Here is a 19,472-nt window from a genome sequence, read left to right on the forward strand (position 1 = left end):
CGCCACCGTCATTGCCGGCTACCCCTGCCTCGGCTGGCGAGCCTGGCGCACCGACGACGGCACCAGCCTCGAGCGCCTTCGTGCCCACCTGGCCACACCTCCACACGCCACCGGCGACGGCGTCGACCAGGGAAGGTAACCCTCAGCCCATGCGACGCAGTACCAACAGTCGCCGCCAGCGACAAGATCCGCAGCCGCCCACCTGCGCCATGCCGGTCGCAGCCATACACCTCCGGCAGTCAGGAGGTATCGGATGAGCACCACGCGACTGACGCCCGAGCCGGAGGACCAGTCGGCCGGGTCGCTGAGTGTCGGCGACCCGGCCACCGGCAAGACCCGGCTGTTGGCCCGCCAATGCGGCACCTGTATCTTCCGCCCTGGCAACCGCATGCACCTCGCGCCCGGCCGGCTCAAGCAGATGGTCGACGAAGCCCTCATCGAGGGCAGTTTCGTGATCTGCCACGCAACGCTCCCGTACGGCAAGCACCCCGATGCGCAGCCCGCGATCTGCCGAGGCTTCGCCGACCGCTACCGCACCTGGCGCATGCAGGCCATCGAGCGCCTGTTCGGCTTCATCGAAGTGCCACCGCCCGGTGACGGCTTCGGCGGCATGGCTGCTCAGTGCGGCGACTGAGCGGCACCGGTCGGCAACGACTTGACCTGAGGGGAAAGTCGAGCGTCGATCGGTGGTGCCCGCCGTACCGGCAGCGGTCAGATGCGCCGCTCGCCGGTCATGGCGGCTACACAGAAGCCATCGACCCGGGAGTCGACGCCATGCCGACCATGCTCGCCACCGTCACCGCAGTCACCAGCGAGGCACGAAGCCGCCCGTCCACCGACGTGCCCGTTCCACACGACGTCACCGACGTGCTGCTGTGGCGGCTCGCGTTCGACGTCGCTGTCGAGCACCAGCGCAACCCGGTCGGCGACTGCACCAATCTGCGCTGCGCCGGCCAGCGTGGGGCGTGCGGTCCAGCCCTCCAGGCGCAGTGGGCGCTGCAGATGGCGCGGCGCCCTGCGACACCGGCGCCGCCGCGCATGGTCGCCGCCCCGCCCGGTGCAGCGCCTGTGACGGTGACACCGACCCGCGGCCACGCGCACCCCACCGTGGGCCGTGCGGCCGTCAGCCGGCCCAGCAACGGTCGGTTTACCGGCTGGTTCACCAGCACCACCGCCGTCGTCAACCAGTGGCGGCCCCACCACCAACTCCCGAACCGGACATCCGGCGCGGCCCTCGCCGCCGCCTGACCCGGCTCATGGCCGATGTCCGGTTCTCCCGGTGGACCTCACTCGACCACCGAGGTGTCGAAGGACTTGCCACGGTAAGGTCGCCGCGTCGAGCTTCCAGCTCTCGCCTCGCGATGCCACCCGGGCGTGGGCCAGGAACAGCGGGAGGGTCAGGCAGCGCAGCACTGCCGGTCCAGCGCTTACCGGCAGGTGCGGCCAGCCCGTCCGATGGCGTGGTCGGGGCCGCGCTGACCGATGTCGGCGCGGCTCAGGTGCCGCCAGGTCGCGCTGGACCGCGGGCGACCGGCTGGGGCAGGTACCGTCGGACGGTGCGCTCGGACCGGCCGATCCGGGCAGCGATGTCCCGTGGATGCAGGCCGGGGTTCTGCTCGCACCAGTAGGCCACCGCAGCTGCGGTCTCGTGCGGCACCGAGGCGTCGTTGTCTCGCCGCTCATCGGGGTCGTGTTGGCTGTACGGCGCGGCACCGGCGTGCTCATCGCCGTCACCGCTGTTGTCAGTGTCGTTGGCTTCCTCGGGCTGGTCGAGCGAGGCGTTGTGGTGCGGTGCGCCCAGCGCAGCGCCGACCGCCGGCGACCACGTGGGCGGGTCCGCAGCTTGGATAGGGGCGAACCCGCCCACGTCGGTCCCCGTACTGGCGGGACGGAGTGGACCGCCGAAGCCCCCCGAGGCAGGCGGTGTGTCTGCCGGGACGCGTGGGAGCGTCCGATCTGCGGCGGCACCGGCGGGATCTGACTTCTCGGCAACCGCTCGGTTTACGGGTGCAGCCGCCGCGCCCGGCAGGGGACTGCCAGGCAGTGGGGCCGCCGCTACGCAACGATGACCCGCGGCCTCCGCGTCGACCACCGGTTCGACGGACGCAAAACGCGCTGCGCCGTCGAGGGTGGCTGTGGGCCGCGGCGCCGCAACGTTCAGAGCATGCAGGCAAGAATCTGCGGCTGCCTGCGGTGCCGGTGGTGCCGGTGGTGCGGCCAGCTGGGCCGGTGCGAGGTCTTGGGCGATGAGCGCGGTCAGCCCGTCGTAGTCGGCGCCGTCGGCCAGGCGGTGGGCGATCTCGTCGAGGTCGTAGACGGCGATGGCGATGTCGGCCGTGGTCGGGTCGACCGCGGCGCGGATCTTGCGGTGCAGGACCTTGGAGATGGCGGCGGTGCGCAGTTCCTTGCGCTGTTCGGCGCGGGCGGCGGCAAGGGAGCCGTAGAGACCCAGGGTCGGGTCGGCCTTGGCGAGGTTCTTCGCCCGCAGCGTCATCCGCGGGTGACACACCCAGTGCCCGACGACCTCGTAGGCCGGGGTGGTGGGCGGCAGGTCGCCCTTGGCCCGCAGCCGGTCACGGCGCTGGTTCTCGGTGTGCATCAGCCAGACGAGGTAGCCGAGCGCGGACATTCCGGCGAAGAAGCCGGCGAGGAGCTTGGTGTCGTGGGCCATCCAGTTGAACGCCACCGCGAACGCGGCGATGAGCGCGGACATGAACCGTGAGGCGACCGCGCGTTCACCCAGCCGGCGCCGCACGTCGGCGTTGGCGAGCACCACGATGCCGCCCAGCTCGAGCGCGCCGACCGCGGGGATCGCCCAGATCAGCGGGATACCGAGGGCCTTGACGGCGCCGGAGACCTGCCCCGCGAGGGCGACCAGCAGGACCACCACGTAGAACAGTTGGCGCATGTAGGAAGTGCGAAGGACCGTGCGTTGCAGGTCGGCATCCAGTTCCGCGGCCCTGACCAGGCCTGTCGACGGCGGGGTGTGCCGGTCCCACAGCTCACCGAGCGGCCGCTCGCGGTCGCCGACGACGACCCGACGGCTGGCATCCAGGAACCGGCGGGCAGCTCGGGCCATCGGATCCGCTGTGGAGTGTCCTGTGGACAACCCTGTGGACAAGGAAGCTCCGATTGTGGATGACGGCAGCGCCACAGACGCTTCCACCTCTTCCGGGGTCCGGCCGTCACAGGACAAGACGGCGGGGGCGGCGAGCTTCTGTGCGGGCTTCTGGGCGGGACCGGAGTACCGGTCGGCGCCGGTGCGATCGTCGCGGGTACCGGATGCGGGGGCCGACGTGTGCAGCGGCATCAGGCAGCCTCGGCAGCATCGGCGCCGACGCGGCCACCCCGGCGGCGGCCGGGAGTGCGGAGGCGGGTGACGAGGTGGTCGGCAAGGGTGAGCGTTGCTTCGCTGGGCTCCGTGTCGATCTCGGCAAGACGGCGGGTCAGTTCGCCGCGCAGTGTGCGGATGGCATCGGGGCGGCCGAGGGCGGCGTTGGCGCGCATCGCCGCCTGGTACAACGCCTCGGTGTACGGGCTGTGGCCGAGCGCGGCTTCGATGATCGGCAGGGCCTCGACCGGCTCGTCGGCCAGGGCCTCGGCGAGAGCGAGGGTGGCATCGAGTGCCTGCTGGCGGGCGGACTCCCGGTACGGTTCGATCCATTCGTAGTCGGCGCCGGCGGCCAGGTCACCGCGGTAACAGGCGACCGCGGCGCGCCACGCGGCGATCCTCGCGGCCGGCTCGGTGGCCTGTTCCGCCTCGCGCAGCGCCTGCTGCATCCGCCACAGGTCGACGTCGAGGGCGTCGCGGTTGAGGGTGTACCGCTGCCCGGACCGGGGCACGTACTCGGCGGAGCCGCCGGTACGGCGCAGCAGGTCCCGCAGGGCAGACACATACGTGTGCAGCCGGTGCGGCGCCCGACTGACCGGCGCGTCGGGCAGAACGTCCTCGATGATCGACTCGTAGTGCACCTGCCCGTCGTGGACGGCGAGGTACACCAGCACCTCCACAGACTTGCCGCGCGGCGTACCCTTGCTGGTGTCCATCTCGACGACCTCGGGCAGGCCGAGCACCAGCACCCGCACCGGCGCACGTGTGCCCACAGCCGCAGCGAAGTCGTCACCCCCGCTGTCGTCCGACGCCAGACCCGTGTCCTCGCCCTCGTGCACGGGGTCCGGTCCAGGGTGCCCTTCGGCGGCCCGCCGCTCGAGGTCATCCGGCATGGCGGAAACGGCGGGCACAGCAGGCCGGACCGGCATCGTGTCGCCGTTGGCGGGAGTCGGCGGATCCTCGACGTGCATCGCGGCGAGTGCGGCCGCGTCGTCCCTGTGATCCGCCGCACCCGGGGTGTGGCTGGGCAGCACGCCGGTCGCGGACCCGGGCCGCTCGGTGGGCACGTGCGGCGCCGCTTGCCCGGTGTGGGACTCGGCCAGCACCGCGATAAGGTCGGCGGCCTCGGCGGGGGTGAGCACCGCGAGGCGGCCGATCCCAGCTGGGTGGTAGTCGCGGCGGCCGTGGTCGCTGTCGGCGGGGGTATCGGCCGGGGTGATGGACCCGTCGTCGGCGACGACGACGGTGTCGCCGGCGGGCCAGGCGCCGAGCAGCACGCCGTGGATGTCGAGACGCCGGCCCTGGGCGAGCAGCGCAGCGACCCGGGCACGTTCGTGCACGGCGGCGTCGGCGATCAGCAGCAGCGGTTCGAGGGGTTCTTCGAGCGGGTCGGCCTCGCGCAGCGCGGCGACGTTGTCCACCCCGTGCCGGTCGACCAGCCGGGTGCGGTGCAACGCCTGTGCCTCCAGCAGATGGAGGGCATCGTCGAGCCCGCCGGTGACGGTCAGCCGCGGTGTGCCGGGCAACCCGACGGTGGCGGCGCCGAGCAGGGTGGCGGCGGTCGCCGACGGCATGACGACGTGGGTGCGGGCGTCCGGTTGCTCAACACCACCGGCGGCGAGCGCCGCGGCGAGGAACCCGCGGGCGGCGTCCTCGGCCCGCGGCCCGGTCAGGCCCAGCCCTGCCGGCGGCCAGTGCGCGGACAGTGGATGCGCCAGCGACGGCACGACCGGCCGCGGCACTAGCGGCGGGTCGAACCTATCGGGGTTCTGGCCAGCGTGCGGGTCGATCGGTTCCCGCCCGCCGCGGTTGTCGTCCGCGTCGTCGATGTCGGTGTCGTCCGGGTCGGGTGACGGTTCGTGGTCCGGCTGGTCCACGGCGAGGTTGTCGTCGCGGCGGTCCGAAGAGGGCAGGTCGTTGTCGTCGGCAGAGACGTGTGGGTCGTCGAGCAGGTCGAGCAAGGTGCTGTCGCGGGGTTGCCCGGCGCTGGTTGTGGCCTGGCCGGCGCGGCGCAGGCTGCGGCGGATCTGGTTGACGACGGGCGGCATCGGCGCCAGGTCCGGGTCGCTCAGGCCAAGGTGGGGTGGGGGTGGGCGGCGGGTGTAGCGGCGGCGCCGATGCGCCCAGACCAACGCGACGGCGGCGGCGATCGCGGCGGCGAGTCCGAGGTCGAGCCAGCTGCCGCTGGGCAGCGTGATGCCGCGTGCTGGCCGTGACGTCGCGGCAGCCCCGCCCGGCGGTGCCGTATCCGCCGCTCGGGGTGGGCTGGCCAGCTGGGCGCAGCTGGACGGCACCGTGGGCGGCGCGACGACACCGTCCTCGCCGGTGTCCGCCTCGGTGGCTGCGTCCGTGGACGGATCGGGCTGCTGCGCTGAGGTTGCTGGCGGCGCCGGTGGTGGTGGGGGTTGTGTGAGGTGGCCGGTGGCGTGCCGGGTGACGCCGTGGTCGTGGGCGTCGGTGGGCAGCGTCAGCCGCCAGCCTGGTTCGATGTGGTCTGGAAAGCGGCGATCCGCACGCTCCAGGTCGGGGTTGACCTCGGCGATGTCCCAGTAGCGGTCCGGGTCGGCGAGGAACCGTTCGGCGATGTCGGCCAGCCGGTCTCCTCGAGCGACCACGTAGACCAGCGGCTGCCCAGCCGGGGTCTCGCTTGTCGCCAGTGCCGTGTTGACCGCTACCGGGCGCAGCGGTACCAGCTGGGCGGACGGCACTGCCAGTACCGCCGGCACGGCCGCGGCCGGGACGGCCGCCATCTGCGTTGGTGCAGCCAGCGTGGGGGCGTGGCTGCTGGTGTGCCAGGCGTTGGCCAGCATGGCGAGCCCGCCGGCGGCGCTGGTCACCGCCGCGTGCAGCGGCACCGGCAGCCGCGGCCAGCGTCGCCGGCGCAGCCCGTAGAGCCAGTCGGCCAGGCCCCGGGCGATGGCGTACAGCAGCCAGCCCCACAGCGCCCACCCGACCGCGGAGCCGGCGAGCGCCAAGGCGGGCGCGGAGAGCGGCTGGTTGACCAGCGTGGCCACGTCGACTTGGTCCAGGACGGCCCGGTCGAGCGCGACCAGCATGGGGGGCGTGCCGACGGCGGGCAGCAGCACCGCCGCGGCGGTGAGCAGGAACCGAGCCGCGTCGGCTGCCCGGGCTGCTACCCAGGCTGCCACCCGGATCACGACCCGGCGGGCCGGCCCGCGGGTGCGGAGGTGTCGTCGCCGCATGTCCCCTCCTGGTGATCGGCGGTGGCTGATGCGCCGTGTCCAAGAGGTGACGGTATGCCCGCGGCGGGCTGGTGGGACCGGTTCCGGCGGTCACACAGAATCACACGAATAACACGCGATAACACGGCAGCTCAACACAAATGAAGGCCATATGGCCGTTCTCGGGCGAACGTCGCTGTCGCTTCGCTGCACACCATCACAGGCGGGAGAAATCAGGCGCCGAGGTGAGTAGTCGAGCGGGCTCAGGGCATAGATTGTGAGTGATCTCTCGATGACAACCTGTTGATTCGATGAGTAAGAATTCATCTATGCCTTCGGGGGGAGCTGTGGTCCGGCTCGGCATCGACGTCGGCTCCGGCAGCATCACCGCGGTACTGCAGACTGGCCGGACGATGGCCCCGGTGCTGGTCGACGGCGCGGCGCACCTGGACACGGCAGTGTTCATCGAGACTGGCACGGCGGGCAGGGTCGGTCGGCGGCTGGCGTGTGGGGCCGGGGTGTGGCAGCGGGCGGTTGAGCGGCCGCAGCAGCTGGTCGAACGTCCGGCGGACCGGCTCACCAGTGGCGTCATCGAGGTTGCCGGTGTGCGACTTGACCCGGTCGACCTGGTGGCCGAGCCGCTGCGGCGCATCGCCGCGGAGGCGGCCCGTGCCGCGGGCCGGGCACCGGACGAGGTGGTGGTGGCAGTGCCGGCCCGGTGGGGACCGCGGCGACGGGCCAAGCTGCGTGTCGCCCTGCACCATGCTGGGCTCGGCCAGCCACGGCTGGTCGAGACTCCCGTCGCGGTCGGCGCCTACCTGCAGGCCGGGGGTGTCCGGCTGCCCGTCGACGCGTGCCTGGCGGTGTGTGACCTCGGCGTCGGGTTCGAAGCCAGCGTGCTGCGCCGCACCCGGGACGGGTTCGAGGTCCTCGCGTGCGTGGACGTCGACGCGGGCGGCGCCGCGATCGATACCGCCCTCGCCACCCACCTCACCAACCTCGCCGCACCACACATCACTGATCCGCCACAAGACCCGCCACCAGAGCTCCCGCCCGACAAGCCGGTCGCGGAGCCGCCGATCGGGCTGGTCCACCGCGCCCGGACCGCGAAAGAGGCCCTCGCGACCTCCCCGACGGTGCTCGTCCCCACCGGCGGGCTGGCCCCGGCGGTTCTGGTCGACCTGGACATGCTCCGCCGGGCCGCCGCACCGGTCCTCGACCGGGCGGTGACCGCGACCCGGCAGGCGATCGCCGCCGCCGACATCCCCGCCGAGCAACTACGGCCCGTGTGCATCACCGGCGGCGGCGCGTGGCTGCCGCTGCTCGGCGACCGGCTCCGCGACGAGTTCGGCATCACCCCGCAGCGGGTCGCCGACCCGCAGCTGGCCGCCGCCTGCGGCGCCCTGCACACCACCCCAGACATCCCGCCACCCACCAACCCCGCCGGGCCCGTTGGGAACGGTGACACCTCGGCTGCGGCCCGCCCGTCGACGCTCGACGCCGTCCAGGACGTGACCGGCATCCTCGCCTCGGCCGGCGTATCGGTCGGGCTGCTCGCCCAGTTCCTGACCAACGCCGACCGGTACGGCCAGCGGCAGTCCATCGACCCCGGCCGGCTCATGGCTCACTGGGGCGGCCTGGCCACCGCGGCCGTGCTCGGCGCGATCGCCGCCGTCACGTTCATTGTGCTGGCAACTGCCAGCCGCCACGCCGGCGGCGCCGGCAGCACCAACAGCGTCGCCGCTGCTGGCGATGATCAGCGGCTGCGGCACCGGCTCCTCGGCGCTGCGCTCGCCGCGGGCGGCGCCGCTGGTGTCGGCGTCGCCGCCGTCTACGCCACCATCGCCGCCGGGTTCTTCGAGCTGCCCGCTGGGCCCTTCCTTCGCTGGGCCGTGCTGCCCGTCCTGCCCATGGCCGCATCGCTCTTGCTGTTCGGCGCCGCGATCATCCGGCGACCCGAACCGCCACCCGGCTCCTGGCTGCCGGTGCTGCGGTTCCCCGTCTGGGCCGTGCTGCTCCTCGGCGCCGGCACCGCGCTCATCGGCAAAGACATCCAGGGCGGCCCGCCCCACAGCCTCGACCTCTTCGTCGGGCTCCTCAACACCTGGGCACCACCCAAGCCCAACGACATCATCGGCCCCACCGGCCGGCTCGGCGCCGCGCTGCTCGGCGCCGGCATGGGCCTGCTCGTGGTCCGCCGCTGGTGGACCCGGATCTTCGTCGTGCCGCTGCTGGCCGGGTTCGCCTTCGCCACCCTCGCCTGGCGCACCGCGGACCTCCTCGCCATCGGCGTCGCGATCGCCGTGGCCGGCTGGTGGCTGTGGCGGCCCCTCACCATCGTCCTGCGCCCCATGTTCCTCGGCCCACCACCCACCGACAGAAGTACCGACAGCCCGCCAGCGGCCGACGCCGGCGCCCAGGCGGGACAGCAGCCCGCTTCGGGACCACAGCCAGCAGCAGCATCCGCAACGGCGACCACCACCAAACACGTGATCATCACCGAAGACGGCGACCTCGTGGAGCCCCGGTGAGGACCCGACCGCGGCGCAACCGGGCGCTGCCAGCGGTCGCCGCCGCCGTTGCGCTGCTGCTGCTCCTCGCCGGCTTGCCGATCGTGCTGCTCGCCGCGTACCAGCAGACGGCCGTGCGCCTCGACCCACGGCAGTTACTCGGACAACCCGACACCACAGCGCTGCTGGTCCTGGCCGCCACCGCCCTCGGCTGGGCGCTGTGGGGATGGCTGCTCTACGCCACCATCCGCGACACCGCCGACCGGCTCCGCCACGCCCACAGCCGACTGCGATTGCCGGTGCCGCTGCACACCGCGGTCACCACCATCGGCGGCACCATCGCCGGCACCGTCACCCTGCTGCTGGACACCGCCGGCACCGCCCACGCACAACCCAGTGCCCCGCACGCCGCGACAGACACGACGACGGACATCGCGACCGCTCGCAGCGATCTCACCCCGACGACGGCCAGCGGCCAACACGCCAAGGCACGCGTATCGGCGGCACCGAAAGTGGGGGAGACGGCTACGGCCGAGGCTGCCGGTCTGCCGGCCGGTGCCGGCTGGCTTCCCCTACCCGCGGCTGCCGCGGTCGGCGCCGCAGTCGCACTGCTGTGGACCTACCGCCGCCGCACCTATACCCCGCGACCACCCACCGCCACTCGCGACGACACCGACCTGCGACCTGTGCCGCCGACCATCAGCCGCCTTCGCCGGGCACTCCGGAACCTCAGCTCCCACGACAACCTCGACGGCGGCCACGACGGCAGCATCGGCCAGACGCCGGTGAACCCGTCGCCGGCCGCCCCGGACACCGCCGTCCTCGGCGCCACCACCACCGGCTGGCTCACCCCCGCCGACCTGCCCCGCACCGGGCTGGCCCTCACCGGGCCCGGCGCTGCCCACGCGGCGCGTGGCATCCTCACCGCGATCGCCGCGCACCACACCGCCCAGCCCGCAACCCAGGCGCCGCACCTGATGATCACCGTGGACGGCGTGCACCAACTGCTTGGCACGCTCAACCCGGTCACCGCCTTACCCGGCATCCACCTCGCTGCGAACTTGTCGACAGCGACCGAGCACCTGCTCGCCACCACCGGCAGTCCCACCCGCGCGGAGTGTTCCTCATCGCGGCTGGAGTTGGTGTTTCTCCATGTCGGGCCGCTGGTACCGCATGACGCCGAAAGCCTGCACACCGCGCTCGCCACCGCCGGCGACCGGATGCGTGCCGTCGTGCTCACCACCTGGCCGCCGGCTGTGCGGTGGCACACCACCGACAACGGGACCGTCACCACGGACGATGCTGCGGCAGGACTGCGGCTGGCCACACTTGACCGGGACACCGCCATCGACGTCCTCACCACCCTGCACCGGGCACACCCATCCCCACCCGCCTCGACAGCCTCACCCGCCTCGACAGCTGGTGCCACGGGCGCCGGGGCGGCCAGCCCAACCGGCAGCCCGTATGGTGCACCTCCTGTTTCCGCCAGCGCATCCAGCACCGCGTCCGCTGCCGACCCTGAACCGGCCGCGCCGGCCCACGCCAGAGCACCTCAGGCGCGTCCGCGGCCTGTGCTCAGTCTGCAGGTCCTCGGCCGCCCCGCGGTCTGGACACCGCACCCGGACGGCAGCCGCAGCCAGCTGCGCATCCGCCGCAGCGCCGGCCTGCGGATCCTCATCTACCTCGCCGTGCACCGCGACGGCGCCACCACCGACACCCTCAAAGAAGCACTCTGGCCCGACGTAACACGCAGCGCCGCCGCCCGCAGCTTCAACACCACCATCTCCGAACTGCGCCAAACCCTGCACGCCGCCGCCGGCACCACCGTGCTGCACCAAGCCAGCAACCGTGTCGAACCTGGCCGCAGCCGGCACTGGCTCGACCCCCACACCGTCTATGTCGACCTCTGGCAACTGCTGGACCTGATCAACGGCGTCGACACCGGAACCACCGCGGCAACCACGGCGACTGTCGGCCGGCGGCAACAGCTCACCCGCGCCGCCGAGCTCGGCGACCAACCCGGCGGCGAACTCGCCACAGGCCACGACGACGAATGGCTCGACCCGCACCGCGAAACCATTGCCCGCCACCTCATCGACCTGCACGCCCACCTCGCCGCCACCGAACCCGACCACCACACCGCCATCGCCATCCTGCACCGCGCCATCCGGCTCGCCCCGCACAACGAAGCACTCCAACAACAGCTCACCCACCGGCTCGCCGCCACCGACCGCCACCGCAGCACCCCCGCCGAGGCCCACCGCACTGAACAGCTCCCCGACCGGCGCACCCAACCCGGCCCCGCCGCCGATCAGCCTGCCGCCCACCGCACCGAAACGGCCGGTACTGCCGGAACCGTCGACGTGGAACAGCACCGGTACCCCACCGACGAGTCTGCAGCGGGAAGGCAGGAACGCAGATGACTGCAAACCCGCAGGCGTCGCTCACCGCCGGCTGCCCGCACGACACCAGCCCTGCACCGACCGGGCGCCCTTGCCCGGCCTGCCAAGCCGTCGACGCCGATATCGCCGCAGCGCCAGTGCTGCAGCCGTACGATGCGCCCGCCGCCCACAGCCACAACATCCTGACGATCCGCGTCCTGCCACCACCACCCCTGCGCCGGTCGACCGGCTGGTCGGCGAGTCCGGGCCGGCCAGCTCTGCTGCCCCTCGTCCGTGTCGCCGCTGCCGTCGCGGTGCTGCTCGCTACCGCCGCCGTCCTGTTCGGCGGCGTACCGACCATCACCGAACCAGCCGAACCCGTCGTACGCCGCCTCTACACCGCACTCGCCGACCGCGACACCGACACGCTCAGCGCCATCGTCGACTGCCACGCCAGCCCCCTATGCCAGCCCGGCGCACTCGCCACCGGCTACCAACCACCCGAACACGCCCGGATCACACGCCTCGAACAGCGCCGCGACATCCACGGCAGCCGCACCACCGTCGCCCACGTCCAGTACGAACTGGACCACGTCACGCGTCAGGACACGGTCACGCTGAGCCCCGAACGCGTCGGGCTCTTCCACCAACGGTGGCGGGTCACCACCCCACCCGGCCGCCACCTGCAACTGCAAACCTCGTACGTCGACCGGATCCGCCTCGCCGGTGCCACGATCACCGCGACCAGCCAGGCGGCGCCCCGTGAACAGAGCTTTTCCCCACCAGCGGCGGACGCCATCTGGGCACCCCCGGGCCGCTACACCGCCGTCGGCGTCCCCACCGCCCTCTACGACACGACCGAAGTCACCACCACCATCACGGGCCAGGCCACGACACCGGTCACACTGCACATCACCGCGACACTGAAACCCGCCATCACCACCGCGGTGAACGACCAGATCGCGACCTACCTCAGCGGCTGCGCCGCCCAGCACGACCTCCAACCCCGCACTGACCCCACACCACGGCACCGCTGCCCGTTCGCCTACGACGCCCCATACACCATCACCGACGACCCCCACTGGGTCATCGACAGCCGCCCAACCATCCAGCTCGAACCCGTCGACGCGAACACACTCACCGCCGCCACCACGACCGCCGGGCAGGCGACGGTCACCTACCGGTGGAGTACCGACATCATCGAACCGCGCCGCTGGAACACAGCCGCCGCAACCGTCACCTACACCCTCGCCGGGACCGTCACGACCGTCGACGGCACCATCACCTGGACACCCGGCTGAGCGCGCCGCAGGGCGCTGTTGCGTTGGGAGATCAATGATGCGGCGAAGTCGTCCTCGTGGCCGTAGTCAGATCGCCCGGGCGAAATCGGCAACCGCAGCGTCGACCCACAGCGCGGGCGCGCCGTCGACGGCGAGTTCGTAATAGCCGCGGCGGAGGCTCCGCATGAACGCATGTCCGGCTATGAGGACCTGTGCTGTCTGCTCCGTTCGATCGCTGTACCTGGCACCCGCCCCGTACCCGGCGTCCCGTCGTCGACCTCGCCCAGCACCGGATCATCCGTCGGCAGGTCCTCGGAGGCTTGCTCAGTGAATACGAACGGGCCGCGTAACGCTGCAGCTCAGCGTCCGTAGCGGCGTTTTGGCCCCGCACAGGGCATCGTGCCGTACCGGCCGGCTCGTCCGACCGGGGTCTTCAGCTGCGTTTGACATGCCCGGCGGTATCCAGTTGCAGGTGCGCATCGGCGCAAATCATGAGCATTCCGGTCGGGCCGCCAGACCGGACCTCGACGAGGTCCGAGCCGCCCGGGCAGCCGACTCTCCACGCTGTGGTACCGGTCCGCAGGTCGACTCCAAGGACTTCGTCTTCGTCAGCGACCACCAGCAGGTGCTGGAGCCGGCCGTGGGACGGAGGAACCCACAGTTTGATCGCGGGGACGGGTACCTTCCACAGCTGCTCCGGCGGGCTCGTCAGCGACAGACCAACGACGTCCCAGGCCGCGCCGCGGTGCACGATCGTGACGAGCGTGTCCCCTTCGGCGTACCACCCGACGCCTGTGTCGAAGCGCGAGCCACCGGGCAGGTCGTGGTCGCCGAGCTTGGCGCCGTCGCGGGTGATGGTGGCAGTGCGGCAGCCATCCCCCGTGTCTACCCCGCGATGCAGGATTGCCACGACCTGAGCATCGGCAGGGTCGACCGGCCTTGGGCCGCAGCCTTCCCTGACGTAGCCGTCAATGATCGCCTGGGCATCCCGGACACGCTCATGCGCATGCCAAACGAAGGCTAGGACCGGCAGTGCCACGATGGTGACGAGCACGACAGCTGCGGCGAGCCAACCGCGGAACCAAGAGGGCTTCCGGGGCCACCGGATGGACACGCAGCCCCACAGCAACCCTAGTGTCGACAGACCCACACCCGTCTCAAGCAGAACGTACGGCCAGTCCAGGCTGTGTGAGCCGTCCACCACGGAGCGCCAGCGGAACACTACGGGGACCACCGCGTAGCGGCCCAGCATCCAGCTGACGGCGAGGGCAACTGCTGCGGCTGGCACAGCCGCCACCGACATCAGCACGGCCCGTTCTCGTTGGTCTCGGATCTCCTGCTGTGCCTGGCGCCGGGCCATCTCCGCCGCAGCAGCGGCGTCACGCCGCTCCTGCTCGATGCGTTCCTGTTCCTGGCGCCGGGCCGTCGCCGCCGCTGCAGCGGCGTCACGCCGCTGCTGCTCGATGCGGTTCTGGGTTTGGCGCCACTCGGTCTCGCGCTGCTGTCGCGCCCGCGCTCGCTCCGCTTCGGCGGTCTTGCGCAGCACATCCAGCACCACCAGCACGGCGAGGCCATCGGTCTCATCGTCCGATGCGGTCGCCGCACACAGTTCCGTCCACCACGGCGGATCGTCCGGTTGAGGTGCCCAGGTGGCCGCTGAAGACCGTCGTAGCTGGGTGCCCGGCCCGTCGGGGTCGAGCAGCGCAGCCAGGGCCCGCGCGTCGGCGGTGCCGTCGGACCCGCTGGCGGCCGTGCCGCCGGGCACCTTCGCGGCGATGTCGTCCACCCGGGCAACGAGCCGATCCCAGAGGGGCGCCACGTCGTGCAGCATCGTACGGTCATCGCCCTCGTGACGGGCGAGGAAGCGCAGCACATTCTCGCGCCGGATCTCGGTGACGAGCCGCGCCGCGTCGGTGTTCCCGGCGATCGCCGCAGCGCAGGTACGCTGCAGGGTATCGACGTCCGCGGGTGCGCCAGCGTAGATTGGCGGCGTATGCGGGGCAAACGTAGCGACGAACTCAGCGACGGCAGCTCGCGCCCCGGCGCGATCAAGGAAGTCGCGGCGAAGGCGGGTCTTGCTCAGCGTCCGGTCACGCACGTCGAGCTCCAACCAGTCGCGCAACGCGGTGCGGTCCCGGGCTTGCATGAACAGCTCGACCGCAGCGTCCCAATGTTGCGCCATTGCTTCGGCGAGTTCAAGCGGGCTGGCGTACTGCTCACGCGCAAACGAAAACAGTGGATACGTCGCATCGCCGGTGGTGCCCTCACCAGGGCCACCGGTCACCGTCACCAACGCGGCTGTTCCAACCCCCACCAGCGTGGCAAAGCCTGCATTGGCGACCAGGCGCGCGACGGGCACTGCCTCCAGCCGCGACGACTTGTACCCAGTCGGATCTTCGATCAGCATGCCGAGCACGTGACGCCCGTCAGCAGTCAGCACCGCCGCGCCGGACATCCCCGACCACGGTGAACCGCCGCGCGGCAGGTCATACGGCAGCGCGCTGACGACGTTGATCGCGTACCGGCCGATTGACTCTCCGGCCTTGGGCATGATGAACCCTGCGATGTGTTCCTCGACTCGGGTGCCATCTTCGGTCTTCTGCACCTTCGGATACCCGATCGCGGTGCACTCCACTGGTGCAACACCCGACGCAGCTGCCCACCGCGTGTTGATGCCGTCCCACCGGCCGGGCACCACCCGCACCAGCGCGGCATCAAGTATTGGATCCCGCCAGACAACAAAGCCGGACAGTTCCTGACCGCCAGTGATGACACGGACCTCAGCGTCGTCGGCGACAACATGTTGTGCTGTCAACACCAAGTCCGCGGCGACGGCGAACCCGGTTCCCCGCCCAACGTCAGCGCGCAGTACCTCGACCACCCGGGCGCGCACATCGTCGACCATATGACCATCAGCCGCCGCTCAACCTGAGCCCGCCCCGGTTCGCCTCGCCGCAGGTGTGCACGAGTTCCACGGGGTAGGCGGCGCCGAATACATGACCAACTCCGCCGCTGACCGTGGCGACGCCCCACAACCCAGCCCGCGCTTCGCCCCACTCGTGTTCGTCACGTGCACCTGCAACTGAACCACAACGCTCTCGCCCGAGAACGACAGCCGTAGCGCTGCGTTCGGTCGACACTCTCGTTGAAACCCTCACGCGAGCGCTCCAGCACGTCAGCCAAACAGTTCGCCGTGTACACCCAGGAAGCTACACATCGCTCTTCTTACCGCGCCCATGACCGGATGTCGCCAGCCGTTCGGACGGCGATGTACGTCTATGCGGCGACGACCGTTCCTGTCACCGGTCGCATCACGCCAAAGAGCGACGTGAGTATGCTGGGGGCACGACCGGCAGGCCGAGGTCCGCATCCAGCCGTCCAATCCGCACCCGCCGCGGACGGCATCGTCGCCCCCATGTGACGGCCGCGACTGGATGCGGGCGCCCTGCTACCGCGGGCCGAATGGTGTGCCTCCGCAACACCGGCGCCCTGGCCACAACGGCACAGATGCCGTACGCCGGAGGCCTGTGCCGGCACGGCCAACACGCCGATCGGGTCGAGCACGCCTGGTGCTGGGATCCCCATACGGTGTCCGCGACCCCACCTTGTCACCGGATTGCAGCGCCGTACATGTCGGCGTGACTGTCACGTCCGAGGTCTGTCGCCGCCTGTCCCAGCCCGCCTGCTAGCTGCAACGCCGTTCAGTTAGGGCCTGCCGATAGACATTGACGCGGCACTCAACATGCCGTGATCGTTGGGCGTGTATGGGTGTTGTAATGCGTGACGCTCGGCGGCTTTCCCCGCAGGCGCAAGAGGATCTACGTCGGCGGGTGGTCGTCGCGGTGAAGGCTGGGATGAGGCAGGCAGCTGCAGCGAAGGCGTTTCAGGTCACGCCGAAAACGGTGTGGCGGTGGGTAGATGCCTTTGACCGCGAGGGAGGGCCTTGACCCTTGATCTTGGACAGGGGGTTACGCGGCTTGGGTGAGCGTAGTCGGTGCTTTATGGGTGTTGTTCTCGTAGGTCATCGGGGATTGGTGTCCGAGCCGGGAGTGGCGGCGGATGGTGTCGTAGCGGTGCAGCCAGCGGAACGCTGTGAGTCGTGCTTCGCGTTCGTCGGTGAACGCGCGGCGGCCTTGCAGGGTTTCGCGTTTGAAGGTGGCGTTGGACGACTCCGCGAGGGTGTTGTCGGCCCGGCAAGGCAGTTCCGGTGGGGTGTGCTGTCCGAACGGTTACTGACGGTCCGGAAACGGACACGGTATGAAGGTCGATATGGACGCTGTCGAAAAACTTGCCCAGGGCGGCCTCGTACACGGCGAACTGCTGCTGGCCGATGCACTGGAAAGTCTCCGCGAGCAGCTCAGAGAGGCTGTCGACCGGGCACAAGGGCAGGAGCACGACGTGTCGTTCACCTGCGAAAGCGTCGAGGTCCAGCTGCAGGTCGTCGTCACCAACACCCGAAAAGGTGAAGCCAAAGCCGGGCTGTGGAGCGTCGTCACGATCGGCGGCGGGATCGACCACGCCACCAGCGCCACCCACCTCGTGAAACTCGTCCTCAAACCGGAGGCCGGCAGCACCGGCGGCAAGCTCAAGATGCACGGCGACTGAGCCGAGCACGATCCACGACGTGCACACGCGGGTTGTCGAGGTGCTCCGGGCCGGGACCGGGCGCGGTTCCGGGTTCGCCGTCGCCGCAGACCTGGTGCTGACCGCAGCGCACGTCGTCGCCGACGACACCCATGCCCGGATCATCGCGGGTGGCGAGGAACTGCCCGGACCGTTGTGTGGCGGCATCCGACACTGGACGCGGTCCTCGTCCAGGTCGAGGCCGAGCGGTGGGTGGGCGCCGTCACGGTGTGGGCGGCCGTGTCCGGGGTGCGTCCGGTGTAGTGCACCACGATCGGATACGCAAGGTCCAGAAGACCGGCGACGGGAGACGGGTCGAGGAGCACATCGCCGGGTTCATCATGCGCTCCACCGCGCGCCGGATCGGTCGGGGCGTGTTCCGGTGGCGTTGGCGCTGCGGGCGCCTTGCGCCGGGTAGGACGTGCTGTCCGCGCCGCGACCTGTGACTCGGGCGAATTCTGGCTTGACTCGGTCATTCAACATGGTGTCGCTGAGCAGTCCTGCGACCGTATGAAAGGATCAAACGTGACGGACCGCACTGCGCACGTGGCTCGCCGCGCGGCACGCATCCTGACTCCCCGTTTCGGGGAGCTCCTGCCGGTCGAGGTCGAGGCCGTCCTGGACGCGCGCCGGTCGCGCCAGCCGTCCCTCCAGTTTGTCGACCCGATCGCTGTCGCGAGCCTGGTGGTGAGCACGGCAGCCCTGGCGTGGACCATGTACACGGACCTGAAGAACGGCGGCCAGCGCGCCCAGCTCGAGGACCTTCGTGCCCACGTTCTCGACGCACTAGAGGATGACGTTGACGACGCGATCATCGATGCGGTCACCCAGACGACCGTTGCCACTCCTGATGAGGAGGAGTTCGACTAGACGGCCTATTCCAAGGGGTGTGATGAGGCATAGACGAGGGTGTCCATGATCATTGTGTGACGAACGACCTGGACACCCTCGCGACCGCACTCTACGTCAGGACCGATGACCTGCTCAAAGAAGCACCCGACCTGGCGCCCTGGCGGCCACGGGTCGGGATCGCGCCGAAGCTGACCGACGCCGAGTTGGTGACCCTGGCGGTCATGCAGGCTCTGCTCGGGTTCACCTCCGAAGCCCGTTGGATGCGCCACGCCCACCAGCATCTGGGCCACCTGTTCCGCTACCTGCCCCGCCAGCCCGGCTACAACAAACGGCTACGACGATCCGCCACGATGATCACCACGATGATCAGGATGCTGGCCGTGGACACGACGCTGTGGTCCGACGACGTGTGGGTGGTGGACTCGACCCCGGTCGAGTGCGGCCGTTCCAAGGACACCACCCGACGTTCGGACCTGGCCGGATGGGCACAGTACGGCTACTGTGCCTCGCACTCCCGCTACTTCTGGGGCCTGCGCCTGCACCTGGTCTGCACCCTCGGCGGACTTCCGATCGGGTTCGCGTTGACCGGTGCGAAAGCCGACGAACGGCAAACCCTGCTCGGTATCCTCGCCGCCGATCCCACCCTGGCCGGTGACCGGCCGGGACAGACCCTGATCGGCGACAAGCACTACTACGGCAAGGACTTCGAACGCGCCCTGACCGAAGCCGGCATCGACCTGCTCCGCCCAGCCCGCAAAGGTGAGACCCCACGCCCCGGAGCCCACCTGTTCAAACCGTTACGGCAGACCATCGAATCGATCAACCAAACGTTCAAAGGACAACTCGACCTCGAACGCCACGGCGGCCACACCCCGGCCGGCGTCGCCGTCCGCGTCCTGCAACGCATCCTCGCCCTCACCGCGGCCATCTGGCACAACGACAAGACCGACGCGCCAGTCCTACGCTCCCTCACCGCCTACGACCACTGACCCTTGGAATAGGTCATCTAGTTGGCGGTCGCCTCACTCGCTGGTGTGATGCAGCCACGATGGTCGATCGGTTACATCACGCGTCGGCGCGGTATGCGGGTACTCGCCGTGGGCTGCCTGGTCGCTGTGTGACATCCGGTGACTGGCCGGAATGGCGAGGGGCATCTTGCCGGGCCAGGATGATCGACTGCGGTCGCGTGTCGTGCGTGCGGTGCGGCGGCGAGCAGCGTACGAGCGATGCTTGTGGCGGCGTGTATGGCGCTTCGCGAGGTGCCAGCTCGCGGGGCCGTCAGAGGCTGCTGGTGGCTTGGTACCGCGGCTGCG

General features: G+C 70.7%; 13 protein-coding genes. 9 read left to right on the plus strand and 4 right to left on the minus strand.

The genetic code is table 11. The features are described from left to right. Nucleotides 1-253: 253 nt before the first annotated feature. Nucleotides 254-634 carry a hypothetical protein gene (locus tag ABZS66_RS39635; protein WP_354767065.1) on the plus strand — a complete coding sequence of 127 codons (381 nt, stop codon included), beginning with the start codon at nucleotides 254-256 and terminating at the stop codon, nucleotides 632-634. A gap of 140 nt (nucleotides 635-774) precedes the next feature. Beyond that, on the plus strand, nucleotides 775-1,248 hold the full coding sequence (locus tag ABZS66_RS39640; RefSeq protein ID WP_354767067.1) for a hypothetical protein: 474 nt from the start codon (nucleotides 775-777) through the stop codon (nucleotides 1,246-1,248). 247 nt (nucleotides 1,249-1,495) lie between these two features. Here the strand turns inward: ABZS66_RS39640 and ABZS66_RS39645 are convergent, their stop codons facing one another. After that, nucleotides 1,496-3,079, minus strand: a complete 1,584-nt coding sequence (locus tag ABZS66_RS39645; RefSeq protein WP_354767068.1) for a hypothetical protein — start codon at nucleotides 3,077-3,079, stop codon at nucleotides 1,496-1,498. Between the two features lie 230 nt (nucleotides 3,080-3,309). Continuing rightward, nucleotides 3,310-6,534: a BTAD domain-containing putative transcriptional regulator gene (locus tag ABZS66_RS39650; protein ID WP_354767070.1), complete on the minus strand. Its 3,225-nt coding sequence runs from the start codon at nucleotides 6,532-6,534 to the stop codon at nucleotides 3,310-3,312. A gap of 308 nt (nucleotides 6,535-6,842) precedes the next feature. Here ABZS66_RS39650 and ABZS66_RS39655 point away from each other — a divergent pair, with 308 nt between their 5' ends. From ABZS66_RS39655 to ABZS66_RS39665, 3 genes are all read left to right on the plus strand, one after another. Beyond that, nucleotides 6,843-9,044: an Hsp70 family protein gene (locus ABZS66_RS39655; protein ID WP_354767072.1), complete on the plus strand. Its 2,202-nt coding sequence runs from the start codon at nucleotides 6,843-6,845 to the stop codon at nucleotides 9,042-9,044. After that, the gene (locus ABZS66_RS39660; protein WP_354767074.1) at nucleotides 9,041-11,446 is read left to right on the plus strand and encodes a hypothetical protein; all 2,406 of its coding nucleotides are present in this window, start codon (nucleotides 9,041-9,043) and stop codon (nucleotides 11,444-11,446) included. The genes ABZS66_RS39655 and ABZS66_RS39660 overlap by 4 nt, the downstream gene beginning before the upstream one ends. A 116-nt stretch (nucleotides 11,447-11,562) precedes the next feature. Beyond that, the gene (locus ABZS66_RS39665; RefSeq protein ID WP_354767076.1) at nucleotides 11,563-12,705 is read left to right on the plus strand and encodes a hypothetical protein; all 1,143 of its coding nucleotides are present in this window, start codon (nucleotides 11,563-11,565) and stop codon (nucleotides 12,703-12,705) included. 412 nt (nucleotides 12,706-13,117) lie between these two features. On the opposite strand, the gene ABZS66_RS39670 is transcribed toward ABZS66_RS39665, so the two are convergent. Next, nucleotides 13,118-15,589: a serine protease gene (locus ABZS66_RS39670; protein WP_354767078.1), complete on the minus strand. Its 2,472-nt coding sequence runs from the start codon at nucleotides 15,587-15,589 to the stop codon at nucleotides 13,118-13,120. Nucleotides 15,590-16,460: 871 nt separating this feature from the next. On the opposite strand from ABZS66_RS39670, the gene ABZS66_RS39675 reads away from it, so the two are divergent. Continuing rightward, on the plus strand, nucleotides 16,461-16,631 hold the full coding sequence (locus ABZS66_RS39675) for a helix-turn-helix domain-containing protein (protein ID WP_354767080.1): 171 nt from the start codon (nucleotides 16,461-16,463) through the stop codon (nucleotides 16,629-16,631). A 21-nt stretch (nucleotides 16,632-16,652) separates the two neighbouring features. Here ABZS66_RS39675 and ABZS66_RS39680 read toward each other — a convergent pair whose 3' ends face one another. Beyond that, nucleotides 16,653-16,886 carry an integrase core domain-containing protein gene (locus tag ABZS66_RS39680; RefSeq protein ID WP_354767097.1) on the minus strand — a complete coding sequence of 78 codons (234 nt, stop codon included), beginning with the start codon at nucleotides 16,884-16,886 and terminating at the stop codon, nucleotides 16,653-16,655. Nucleotides 16,887-16,941: 55 nt separating this feature from the next. Between ABZS66_RS39680 and ABZS66_RS39685 the strand changes: the two genes are divergently transcribed. From ABZS66_RS39685 to ABZS66_RS39695, 3 genes are all read left to right on the plus strand, one after another. Then, nucleotides 16,942-17,289 (plus strand): trypco2 family protein, encoded by a 348-nt coding sequence (locus ABZS66_RS39685; RefSeq protein ID WP_354767082.1) that lies wholly within the window; start codon nucleotides 16,942-16,944, stop codon nucleotides 17,287-17,289. Nucleotides 17,290-17,832: 543 nt separating this feature from the next. Beyond that, nucleotides 17,833-18,177 carry a hypothetical protein gene (locus ABZS66_RS39690; protein WP_354767084.1) on the plus strand — a complete coding sequence of 115 codons (345 nt, stop codon included), beginning with the start codon at nucleotides 17,833-17,835 and terminating at the stop codon, nucleotides 18,175-18,177. A gap of 56 nt (nucleotides 18,178-18,233) precedes the next feature. Next, the gene (locus tag ABZS66_RS39695) at nucleotides 18,234-19,148 is read left to right on the plus strand and encodes an IS982 family transposase (RefSeq protein WP_354767086.1); all 915 of its coding nucleotides are present in this window, start codon (nucleotides 18,234-18,236) and stop codon (nucleotides 19,146-19,148) included. Nucleotides 19,149-19,472: the final 324 nt, after the last annotated feature.

This window comes from Dactylosporangium sp. NPDC005572 (assembly GCF_040605515.1).
In the GTDB taxonomy this organism is placed as follows: Bacteria; Actinomycetota; Actinomycetes; order Mycobacteriales; family Micromonosporaceae; genus Dactylosporangium.